Here is an 11,425-nt window from a genome sequence, read left to right on the forward strand (position 1 = left end):
TAGCGCGGGGAGTTGACCGCGCTACTTCTTCTACTAATAGAGATTTTACGGATTCCTTAACCTGTTCCTTAGGCTCCACAAATAGGCGTAACGAACCCCCATGGATTGGAGTACGTTGGATATCATTTAGGAATAAACCATGTTTCCTAAACAACCGATCCAAAGCAGTTACTGAAAAATAACATAAGTGCTGATGGTAGATAGTGTCAAATTCACAGTGATCGACCAAGTCAACCACATAGGGTACTTCAATCACAGCTACACCAGTCTCTTTCAGCAGAACCCCAATTCCTGCTACAAAGCCATTCAGATCTGGCACATGAGCCAAGACATTGTTAGCAAGAAAAACATCAGCTTTCCGTCCTTCAGAGTGTAGCTCTATTGCCAAATCTTTCGTAAAGAATGTACTAAGAGTAGGAATACCTGCTTTTTGGGCAGCTTCTGCAGGTCCAGAGGCTGGGTCAATTCCCAGCACTGTAATTCCTTTTTCAAGAAAGTTCTTGAGCATATAGCCATCATTACTAGCTGCTTCAATTACTAGACTGTTGCTGTTGAGTTGTCTTGATTCAATGATGGCTTGGGCACTATCTCCAAAGTGTTTTAGTAACGATTTTGATACAGAAGAAAAATAGGGGTAGTCTCGACAAAATAGGATTTCGGGCGGGACACTTTCGGTGATTTGGACTAAACCACTGCTAGGAGAAAACGCCAGATCCAATGGCGCAGTATATTCAGGTTTATCTAGCTGGTCTTTAGTAAGTAATCCATCAGCTAATGGGGTGTAACCGAAGGAAATAATTAACTCTAAGTCATCAGTGCTGTTAGCACGACAAATAGGCATGGAATTATACATTATTAGTTTAATAATATCACTGTTAATTGTTGACTGTAAACGGTTGGCAATTAACTGTTAACCATCAACAAAAAAAATATCCAGAACCATAGGCAAGTTAACTGTTTGTTAAATTTAACTAATTCTCCAGAGTGCCTGCAACCAGTGTTTCTGGCCTTTTGGTAATTGGTAATTGGCAATTAGAGTAGGATTACCGATTACCGATTACCAATGACCCAACAACTCCTAAACACTCATGGCTTGTATTTGAGGAGATCTAGGTAGCTCCGTACGCCAACGCAGGGTTTGATCTAATCTTCCAGTGCTAAGTAATTGTTTGATGTGAGCGATACGCTGATACCTCGGTCCCTCAAACTCTTCCAAGGTTAAGCCTACGGTTTGATAAGCCTGGTAGAGTTCTTGAGCTCCCCGAGGGGCATTCCATTGGGGTTTGAATTCGGGTAATGTCCGAATAATCTTACTACAATCAACGCGATAACAGCGCTTATCGGGTCCAGCATCTTTAGCGTATTCAATTTCGCAGCCTGGAACTGTTTCTTTGACAATTTCGGCTAACTCTCGAATCCGATAGTTGTCCTCATTACGTCCCACATTAAAGGCTTGATTGTGTACCACCTCACGAGGTGCCTCCAACACCGCAATAAACGCTTGGGAAATATCTTCAATATGGACAATGGGACGCCAAGGGGTGCCATCGCTCTTGATATACACTTGACCCGTGGTAAATGCCCAAGCCACCAAGTTATTGAGTACTAGATCAAAGCGCAGACGGCGGGAAACACCGTAAGCCGTGGCATTCCGCAGAAAGATAGGACTAAAGTTATTGTCCGCTAACTGAGTAACATCTTGCTCGACACGAACTTTAGAAATGCCGTAAGGAGTGACGGGGTTGAAGGATGATTCCTCAGTCAACCAATCATCACCACCAGCGCCATAGTTACTACAAGACGATGAGAATACGAAGCGCTCGATGCCTGCGGCTTTGGCTAACTTAGCCAAATGAACTGAAGCAGCATGATTGATCTCATAGGTTAAGTCAGGATTGAGATTCCCCAGAGGATCGTTGGAAAGCCCTGCTAAGTGGATTAGAGCATCAAATCCTTCCAGTTCTGTTGCCGTAACGTCACGGATATCCTTTTTTAGCTCTGGAATTTTTCGAATTCCTTCACCAAAGGTACTCTGTTCAAATAAGTCGCTATCAAGACCAAATACATCATACCCTTGAGCTAGTAGCATTGGCACCATCACTGTGCCGATGTAGCCCTTGTGACCAGTTACTAATACTCGCATTATTTTCCTCCCAAATTTTCCAAGGTGCATTGCCACTGTTCCACAGACTTTCTAACCTGCGCTTGTCACGTAAGGTGTCCATGCATTGCCAGAATGAAGTGTGGTGATAAGCGATCAGTTGCCCATCTCTAGCGAGTCGCTCCAGTGGTGCTTTTTCCCACTGGGTGTCATCACCGTCGATATAATCAAAAACTCCGGGCTCTAAAACAAAGAAAGCACCGTTGATCCAGCCTTCTCGGGTTTGAGGCTTTTCAGAGAATTCCGTAATCTGGTTTCCATCTAGTTCTAAGTAACCAAAACGTGCAGGTGGACGTACTGCAGTTAAGGTAGCTAATTTGCCATGGGAACGATGGAATTCCAGGAGCGCATTTAAATTGACATCAGAAACCCCATCTCCCCAAGTGAGCATAAATGTCTGATTGTTTACATAGGGAGCGAGCCGTTTAATCCGACCGCCTGTATTGGTGTAAATACCAGTATCGATTAAATCAACTGTCCAATCCGGTGCTCCACCACCGTGCTGGATGACTTTGCCATTGTTAAGGTTGACCGTTAAGTTACTATTAAGTGAACTATAGTCCACCATGTATTTTTTAATGACTTCTGCCTTATAGCCGAGGGCAATCACAAAATCTTGGAAGCCATAATGGTAATAATGCATCATGATATGCCAGAGGATTGGTCGCCCTCCGATTGCTACCATTGGCTTTGGTTTTGTGTCGGTTTCTTCGGCTAGACGAGTACCGAGACCCCCGGCAAGAATTGCTACTTTCATATGACTGTTGAGACCAAAATCACTAACAACAAAATAACTAACAGGTTTGACTTATAATCCATCATTTTTTTATTAATTTTATGAGGAATAAACCTATCGATGTATCCTATCAAATTCCGTTGAATAATTATCATAATTCCTGAGCGGTGAATTGGTAATTTGTAATTAGTAATTGTTAGTTGGTAGTTAGTAATTCGTAATTGCTAGTTGATGATAAACCATCCCCCATTACGCATTACCAAAAATTCAGGGATTATTGGGAAACTAATTAACCGGACTTGATATCATTCAGTATTTTCAATTAAACCCAAGTTGTACTTAGATCTGTTGCCAGATTGGCTTGAATTAAATTTAACAAAAATTAATTAATTAAAGATGAAAAATTGTGATTTATTTGACAGAAAGTGGTAAGGTAAAAATGCTAAAAACACGATTAACTAAGAACCGGTACCGCTGGATGATCAGTAAAGGTTTGGCAGTACTGCTCCACAAAGCGTTGTTTTTTATACATCTACCGCGTAAATACCAATCCCAAAGACTTAAAAATCTAGTAGGAATTCCTCCCCACCTAGCCAAGCTCACGCTCTTCTCCCTAACCCTGTGCAGCCTACTATTGGTGATCGGCTTACCTGCTAGCTTTTCCAGCTTGGTCAGTTCTTCAGTAGCAGCGAATCCCCTCTATCCTTTGGATGCGAACATGGTGAATGTGCGGGATTACGGTGTCAAAGGTGATGGTATGACTGATGACACAGCCGCCATTCGCCTAGCAGTTCAGGATAATCTCACGAAACATCGCACCCTGTTGTTTCCAACAGGAAGCTATTTGGTCAGTGATTCAATGGAGTCGAAGAATCAGAAGGGTGTGTTTGGGGCATTTCTGACTTGGCAAGGTGAAGGCACTGAGAAAAGTATGAGCAAGCTTCAGGAGAAAGCCAAAGGTTTTGGTAATCCTGAGCAGCCCACCTAGTAGAGTTGAAATGTTTGTATAGGCTAGTTCAAGAGCCAAGTAGACTCTCGAACCGCTACTACAGTACCATCCCGCCTTTTATCTATCTGTCTTTAAAGCAACTGTTTTTAGAGAGTTTGTTGATAAAAATAATATGAAACAGTTAGCCAATAAATTATTAGGTTAATAACTAAAACTAAACCTAGGTAAACACAGAAAAAAATACCCTTGATATGTGTTATCGTTGAGGTGTTTGCGGTTTAAATAAACCCTAGGTAATTATCAGGGCTAAGTCGAGGTTATAGCAAATTTAATGCTTGATGAAGTAAACTCGTCCTCAATGACTTACTCACACACAGCCAATGAACATAATCACTCTCATTTTATTTATTGCTGGCTTTGTACTTTTGGTTGTTGGGGCGGAAATCTTGGTCAAGGGCGCATCACAGTTGGCGTTGGTAGCAGGCGTCTCCCCCTTAGTGATTGGGCTGACTATAGTTGCTTACTGCACCAGTGCCCCAGAATTAGCCGTAGCATTGCAGTCGAGTTATGAAGGACAAGCTGATATTGCCCTTGGTAACATAGTTGGCAGCAACATTGCCAATATTTTGCTAATCTTAGGCATATCTGCAACTATGCTACCCTTGGTTGTATCCCGGCAGTTGGTACGATTAGATGTACCTTTGATGATTGGCATATCATTCCTACTCTTGTTTATGAGCTTGGATGGCCAACTGGGTAGAGTTGATGGCAGCATCCTGTTGGCTGGCGCGATCGCATATAGTTTATTCACGATTATTCAGAGTCGCAAAGAAAATCAGGAAATCCGAGACCAGGATACCCCTCAAACCCAATATCGCCAGTCTCGTACTAGCCTTAAAAAGATAGTTACTCAGTTAGGGCTGATTGTTTTCGGCTTAGGAATGTTAGTACTAGGTTCCCGCTGGCTGATTAATGGGGCTATTGCTATGGCCAAGATGTTTGGCTGGAGCGAGTTGATTATTGGCTTAACCATTATCGCTGTTGGCACCTCTCTTCCAGAAATTGCCACCTCCATTATTGCCAGTATCCGTGGTGAGCGAGATCTTGCCGTAGGTAACGCTATTGGCAGCAATATTTTTAATATCCTGTTGGTGCTGGGGATGTGTAGCTTGATTGTGCCTGATGGTGTACAGGTGTCAACTCCTGCCCTAAACTTCGATATTCCAGTAATGATTGCAGTAGCGGTGGCTTGTCTGCCAATTTTCTTTACTGGGTATCAAATTTCCCGGTGGGAGGGATTTCTCTTTTTAAGCTATTACGGTGCCTATACCTTGTATTTGTTCCTCAACGCCACACAACACCAAGCTTTATCACAATTTAGTACTATCATGATGACATTTGTCGTACCGCTAACTATAGTTACCCTAGTGATTTTGGTGATGGGCAGTATACGGACTAACATCAAGTCTGGTTGAATAATTGCCTTAAATAATTGCTGAATTGTTCCGATTGAGCAATTCAGCAGTTGTATTTGTTAATTCTTGATTGAGGTAGTGCTAAGGTCAATTTGTCGAGCAGCTACCATATATCTAAAAATATAATCAGCTAACTCCAAGTAGATCTGGGCACGTTCGGTGGAAGACGCCCAAACTGTTATACCATGGTTCCGAATCAATAGGACATTGACTGATGGCGGTGCAGCCTGAAAGCGATCGCATATCTCACTACTAATGCGATACACATCCAGATGGTTGACGAATACTGGTACCGTGACTTGAGGGTTCTCCTCCCGTACTCCAAATCCCTTAAGCATTTCTAGCGGTGGCAAAGGCAGGGTATCGTCTTTAGTGAAGCCAGAAACTAAATTCGCCTCAATGGTGTGAACATGATAACAGGCTTTAGCATCTGGGAATAAAGAGTAGATAGTTTGATGAATGCTTGTTTCAGCTGAAGGACGAGATTCAGGTGATGTTTTTTCTACCACCCTGCCATCAGTAGCGATGCGAATAAAGTCTTTGCTGCGTAGCTGCCCTTTATGGCATCCACTAGCAGTAATCCAGAAGCTGCCATCGGGCTGTTTAGCCGAGAGGTTACCCGCTGTGCCCACCATCCAACCTAATTGATAGAAGTGACTAGCAGCACTGATTAAGGTTGGTCTTGGATCAATTGCTGAACGTAATTGCTGGTCATTTATGATTGAGGAGCTAAGATTAACCATTCTTCCACCGCTGGGATAGCTGTTGTTGTACATCAAAAAAATCATCCCACGGAATGTAGGGCTTCAAAAAATGCTTTAACGCCAGCAGCAGGACCATTGGGATGATCCATAATGCCAGTTCCAGCATTAAGAATGACCTCTTGTCCGTAATCTCCTACAACCTTAGGGACAATCCCAGCATGAATGCCAGCGGAGGGAACAGGAAATACATTGCGCGATCGCAAACTATCTCGAATTCGCTTTTCCTCCTCTGGGTCAAAGGGTAAACTACCATAATGGGCGGGATATAGCACCGCATCTGCCCCACAATGAGCCATCAGAGTTCCCAAAACCACTGAGTAAGCCATCCCGTGGTTTGGGGCTCCACACAGGGCTCCTGCTAAGGCGGGATGGGCAAAAATTGGCACATTAATTTCTGGATCAGCAGCTAAGGCTTCTAGGACAGAGAAACCGTAGGTCAAGACATTCAACAGCAGGGCATTTGCCCCTTCTTTAACCAAGGTATGAGCTTTATCAAGTAATTTGTCAGCCGAACCAGTTACATTAATGGCATAAAGTACAGTGCGCCCAGTTTGCTGTTTGATTTCATCAAGTACCTTACGGCAGACTTCTAGACGTTTCAGGGTTGGTGCTATCTCCAAATCCCCCAAAATCTCATCATCTTTAATAATGTCAAGTCCAGCTCCAGCAACCTCTTGTAAAATCGCTCCATGGTCTTCCGCTGAGAGTCCCAAGGCTGGCTTAAAAATTGCCATAATCAGGGGACGGTCAACTACTCCTAGTGTTTCCCGAATCCCGCTAATTCCGAATTTGGGATGCCTACCGTAATGTTCTGGCAAGCGCACTGCCATGACTTTAGCTGGTGCTGCCATGGAGTATTTACCAAAAATCATGGTTAGTAGAGTAGGGATATCGTTTTCCACATTAGCTTCGGGAAAACGGATGGTAGCCAAACCAGAACCATCAGGGTTAATGACACCTTGAACAACAGTACCAAGATGGGAGCGAAACACATTTTCGAGATGGGCAAAACGAGCATTCCAGGTGCCTGCAGTTTGCCCAACAGCAATCACTTTGGCTTGTTTTTCCACATCAACACCGCGAGGAAAGCGGTAGTCAACTTCAATGGACATATTTTCTGAGTTATGAACTGGAATATTCTCAAACAGCTACTACCGGCTTCATCCGAATTTCCGTACCCGTGTATTCCGGAACCCAGCCTTCAGTAGTGATAAAGTAGCGCACAGCTTTAACCCGTCGTGATGGTGTCAGATAAAACCAATGTTCAGTATTCGCTGGCACATTAATGTACTCTTCAGGCTGCACAGTCAACTCCATTTGGCTGCCATCAGGACGTACAAACCCAAAAACCCCTTCTCCAGCAACTATGTAGCGTACTTCATCGTCAGTATGGTAGTGACAATCCTTAAATTTGGAAAGGAGGGCATCAAGATTAGGTATGTCTGGGTACAGTACGATTAAGTCACGGGATTGATAGCCAGCGGTTTCCTTAAGTTGTTCAAAGTAGCTATCTAAAGCTTGGAGTACTGTTTCCTTTTCAATATCACTCAGGGTGTCTTGCTCTAGAAGGGTATGAATTTCTGGGTTCTCCCCTACAGACCAGTGATTTAGCTGAACCTTCAGAGGCGCTAATTCTCCGGCAATATCACTTAGCTCGGTATAGGTTGTACCATCTTCAAGTCGTAAAACCGCCATCATGTACCTCCTGTTGGCTTTTTGGTATCCAAAGGCATTAATTATAATATTAAGCATTGCTTTAGGTCAACCCACACCAGCCATCCAAACACTATTCTTAGGTATCAAAAGGCATAAAACGCTTCCATAAAGCCTGTTTTAGAATAAAGTTCGCCCAGTTTTCCTCAGAAAGGTTAACATAAATTAATATAAGAAGCTAAATTCTATATTTGCCACATCCTCGAATCTATGGAGGTAACAACGAGTGAATAAAAAGTGGAGAAACGCAGGGCTGTATGCACTCCTAGCCATAGTGGTGATCGCCCTTGGTACAGCATTTTTGGACAAACCGTCCCCAAGTAGAGATACGTGGCGGTACGACCAGCTGATTAGCCAAGTCGAGAGCGGCAAGGTGGAAACCGTTAGAATCAGTGCTGACCGCAGTAAAGCGATCGCGATCGCTCAAGATGGTCGTCAGGTAGAGGTCAATCTCCCCAATGACCCACAACTAATCAACCTTTTGAATAATAACGGTGTAGATATTTCAGTTCTACCCCAGAATGATGAAGGCTTCTGGTTCAAGACCTTAAGCAGCTTCTTCTTCCCGATTCTGCTCTTGGTGGGATTGTTTCTATTACTGCGGCGTGCCCAGAATGGCCCAGGTTCTCAAGCCATGAACTTTGGCAAGTCCAAAGCTAGAGTTCAAATGGAACCCCAAACTCAGGTAACCTTTGGGGATGTGGCGGGCATTGAGCAAGCTAAGCTAGAGCTTAACGAAGTAGTAGACTTCCTCAAAAATGCTGACCGCTTCACTGCTATTGGGGCTAAAATTCCCAAGGGAGTCCTACTCGTCGGACCTCCAGGAACCGGTAAAACTCTCTTAGCTCGTGCAGTAGCTGGGGAAGCAGGTGTTCCCTTTTTCTCCATCTCTGGTTCTGAGTTCGTCGAGATGTTCGTAGGGGTTGGTGCTTCTCGGGTGCGGGACCTATTTGAGCAAGCCAAGAACAATGCTCCGTGTATTGTATTCATTGATGAAATCGATGCTGTGGGGCGTCAGCGGGGTGCCGGTTTAGGCGGTGGTAATGATGAACGGGAGCAAACCCTAAACCAGTTGCTGACTGAAATGGATGGGTTTGAAGGCAATACCGGTATTATTATTATTGCTGCTACCAACCGCCCAGATGTTCTTGATGCTGCCCTACTACGCCCTGGTCGTTTTGATCGACAAGTAGTAGTAGACCGTCCTGATTATGCCGGACGTTTGGAAATTCTCAACGTTCATGCTCGTGGTAAAACCCTTGCCAAAGATGTGGATCTCGAAAAGATTGCCCGTCGGACCCCTGGTTTCACCGGAGCAGATTTATCCAACTTGCTCAATGAAGCAGCAATTTTGGCAGCCCGTCGCAACTTAACCGAAATCTCGATGGATGAGGTGAATGATGCCATTGACCGGGTGCTTGCAGGGCCAGAGAAGAAAGACCGGGTGATGAGCGAGAAACGCAAAACCCTGGTAGCGTTCCACGAAGCAGGTCACGCCCTTGTTGGTGCTTTAATGCCCGATTATGACCCAGTGCAGAAAATTAGCATTATTCCTCGGGGTCGTGCTGGTGGTTTGACTTGGTTCACCCCTAGCGAAGACCGGATGGATTCAGGCATGTTTTCCCGTTCTTACCTGCAAAATCAGATGGCAGTGGCCTTAGGTGGTCGGATTGCTGAAGAAATTATCTTCGGTGAAGAAGAAGTGACCACAGGTGCTTCCAATGACTTGCAACAGGTGACTCGGGTGGCACGGCAGATGGTGATGCGCTATGGTATGAGCGATCGCCTTGGCCCAGTTGCCCTAGGACGGCAGAATGGCAGTATGTTCCTAGGTCGGGATATTGCCTCAGACCGGGATTTCTCAGATGCCACAGCCTCAACCATTGATGAAGAGGTTCGCAAGCTAGTTGATGAAGCCTACGAACGGGCTAAGAATGTAATTCTTGGCAATAAGCACATCCTCGATAAGCTTGCTGAAATGCTGATTGATAAAGAAACCGTAGATGCTGAGGAACTCCAAGAGATTCTAAGCACTAACGATGTCAAGATGGCTGCGATCGCTCTTTAAAACACTGCGATGTGGGCAATCACCTAGGTGAATACAATGGTGAATAAAATAGCCTCTAGCCATTAATCATCGGTAACAGGACACCGTAACAGGACAGTGTAACTAAGCACTGTCCTGTATTATTTTGAGATTAAATCTTAAAAAAAAATAATGATATAACTATTCCTGTTCAAAATTCCATAAGCTAATCTAAATAATCTCGAATTCCATAGATTCCCCACGTGTGAATCTATGGCAAGGAGCGCGATCCTAAATCCGAAGGATTTTTTTGTAATACTATAATCAAACCAAGCTAGGGGTGCCTGAGAAACCAGGCTGAGATTACACCCTTAGAACCTGAGTCCGGTTAATACCGGCGGAGGGAAGCTGTGATCGAGGAAATTAAATATGCGTATTGAATGGGTTGCCAAGCGCCGTGGTCAGAGCAATGTGACTCAAATGTACTATGCTCGCCAGGGTCTCCTGACAGAAGAGATGCACTACGTAGCCCAGCGGGAAAACCTTCCCGTTGAGCTGATCAAAGATGAAGTGGCACGGGGGAGAATGATTATCCCCGCCAATATCAACCACACTAACCTAGAGCCAATGTGTATTGGTATCGCCTCCAAATGTAAGGTGAATGCCAATATCGGTGCCTCCCCCAACTCTTCTAATATTGATGAAGAGCTAGAGAAGGTTAACTTGGCCGTGAAGTACGGGGCCGATACCGTTATGGACTTGTCTACAGGCGGTGGCAACTTGGATGAGATTCGTTCCGCCATCATTAATGCCTCACCTGTACCCATTGGCACGGTACCCGTTTACCAAACCTTAGAAAGTGTCCACGGCAAGGTGGAAAACCTTACTGCCGATGACTTTCTCCACATAATTGAGAAGCACGCTCAGCAAGGAGTTGACTATCAAACCATCCACGCTGGCATTTTGATTGAACATCTGCCTTTGGTCAGAAACCGGCTAACCGGCATTGTTTCTCGTGGTGGTGGTATCCTAGCCAAGTGGATGCTCCATCACCACAAGCAAAATCCCCTCTATACCCACTTTGACGACATTATCGAGATTTTCAAGAAATACGATGTCTCCTTCAGCTTAGGGGATTCCCTGCGTCCTGGCTGCACCCATGATGCATCTGATCAAGCCCAGTTAGCAGAATTGAAAACATTGGGGCAGTTGACTCGTCGTGCTTGGGAACATGATGTACAGGTAATGGTAGAAGGACCTGGTCATGTGCCAATGGATCAAATTGAGTTCAATGTCAAAAAGCAGATGGAAGAGTGTTCAGAAGCACCTTTCTATGTCCTAGGACCACTAGTGACAGACATTGCTCCTGGATATGACCATATCACCTCTGCCATTGGGGCAGCTTTGGCTGGCTGGTACGGTACCGCCATGCTGTGCTATGTAACCCCGAAAGAACATTTAGGACTGCCCGATGCTGAGGATGTCCGCAATGGCTTGATTGCCTACAAGATTGCTGCTCATGCGGCGGATATTGCCAGGAATCGTCCAGGAGCACGGGACCGGGATGATGAACTCTCCATTGCTCGCTACAACTTCGACTG

11 protein-coding genes and 1 riboswitch are annotated in these 11,425 nt (G+C 44.7%); of the genes, 5 read left to right on the forward strand and 6 right to left on the reverse strand.

The genetic code is table 11. The features are described from left to right. The 3 genes from F6K20_RS08790 to rfbF form a co-directional block, all read right to left on the reverse strand. A partial coding sequence (locus tag F6K20_RS08790; RefSeq protein WP_287294443.1) for a class I SAM-dependent methyltransferase occupies window positions 1-853 on the reverse strand: 853 nt, incomplete at its 3' end. A gap of 225 nt (window positions 854-1,078) precedes the next feature. Next, on the reverse strand, window positions 1,079-2,143 hold the full coding sequence (locus F6K20_RS08795; RefSeq protein WP_287266775.1) for an NAD-dependent epimerase/dehydratase family protein: 1,065 nt from the start codon (window positions 2,141-2,143) through the stop codon (window positions 1,079-1,081). Next, window positions 2,067-2,918: a glucose-1-phosphate cytidylyltransferase gene (rfbF, locus tag F6K20_RS08800; RefSeq protein WP_287294445.1), complete on the reverse strand. Its 852-nt coding sequence runs from the start codon at window positions 2,916-2,918 to the stop codon at window positions 2,067-2,069. Before rfbF ends, F6K20_RS08795 begins: the two co-directional genes overlap by 77 nt. 418 nt (window positions 2,919-3,336) lie before the next feature. Between rfbF and F6K20_RS08805 the strand changes: the two genes are divergently transcribed. The 3 genes from F6K20_RS08805 (at window position 3,337) to F6K20_RS08810 (ending at window position 5,321) form a co-directional block, all read left to right on the forward strand. Beyond that, window positions 3,337-3,885 (forward strand): glycosyl hydrolase family 28-related protein, encoded by a 549-nt coding sequence (locus F6K20_RS08805; RefSeq protein WP_287294447.1) that lies wholly within the window; start codon window positions 3,337-3,339, stop codon window positions 3,883-3,885. A 14-nt stretch (window positions 3,886-3,899) separates the two neighbouring features. Then, window positions 3,900-4,022 (forward strand): WecB/TagA/CpsF family glycosyltransferase, encoded by a 123-nt coding sequence (locus F6K20_RS40545; RefSeq protein ID WP_502708328.1) that lies wholly within the window; start codon window positions 3,900-3,902, stop codon window positions 4,020-4,022. A 204-nt stretch (window positions 4,023-4,226) separates the two neighbouring features. Beyond that, window positions 4,227-5,321: a calcium/sodium antiporter gene (locus F6K20_RS08810; protein WP_287294449.1), complete on the forward strand. Its 1,095-nt coding sequence runs from the start codon at window positions 4,227-4,229 to the stop codon at window positions 5,319-5,321. A gap of 59 nt (window positions 5,322-5,380) precedes the next feature. Here F6K20_RS08810 and mtnB read toward each other — a convergent pair whose 3' ends face one another. Genes mtnB through F6K20_RS08825 form a run of 3 tightly spaced genes read right to left on the reverse strand, consistent with a single transcriptional unit; the run spans window position 5,381 to window position 7,780 of the window. Beyond that, window positions 5,381-6,064: a methylthioribulose 1-phosphate dehydratase gene (gene mtnB, locus F6K20_RS08815; protein ID WP_287294455.1), complete on the reverse strand. Its 684-nt coding sequence runs from the start codon at window positions 6,062-6,064 to the stop codon at window positions 5,381-5,383. Window positions 6,065-6,105: 41 nt separating this feature from the next. Next, on the reverse strand, window positions 6,106-7,197 hold the full coding sequence (locus tag F6K20_RS08820) for a RuBisCO large subunit C-terminal-like domain-containing protein (RefSeq protein WP_287294451.1): 1,092 nt from the start codon (window positions 7,195-7,197) through the stop codon (window positions 6,106-6,108). Window positions 7,198-7,225: 28 nt separating this feature from the next. Further along, a complete protein-coding gene (locus tag F6K20_RS08825; protein ID WP_287294457.1) occupies window positions 7,226-7,780 on the reverse strand; it encodes a 1,2-dihydroxy-3-keto-5-methylthiopentene dioxygenase in 555 nt (184 codons plus the stop codon). Between the two features lie 244 nt (window positions 7,781-8,024). On the opposite strand from F6K20_RS08825, the gene ftsH3 reads away from it, so the two are divergent. Together ftsH3 and thiC are read left to right on the forward strand one after the other, a co-directional pair. Further along, complete coding sequence (ftsH3, locus tag F6K20_RS08830) at window positions 8,025-9,866, forward strand: ATP-dependent zinc metalloprotease FtsH3 (RefSeq protein ID WP_071102234.1); 1,842 nt, start codon at window positions 8,025-8,027, stop codon at window positions 9,864-9,866. A 284-nt stretch (window positions 9,867-10,150) separates the two neighbouring features. Next, window positions 10,151-10,247, forward strand: a riboswitch (TPP riboswitch). Between the two features lie 6 nt (window positions 10,248-10,253). Further along, window positions 10,254-11,425, forward strand: a 1,172-nt coding sequence (thiC, locus tag F6K20_RS08835; protein ID WP_287294453.1) for a phosphomethylpyrimidine synthase ThiC, incomplete at its 3' end; no start/stop codon positions are given.

The organism is Moorena sp. SIO2C4 (assembly GCF_010672485.1).
GTDB classification, from domain to species: domain Bacteria; phylum Cyanobacteriota; class Cyanobacteriia; order Cyanobacteriales; family Coleofasciculaceae; genus Moorena; species Moorena producens.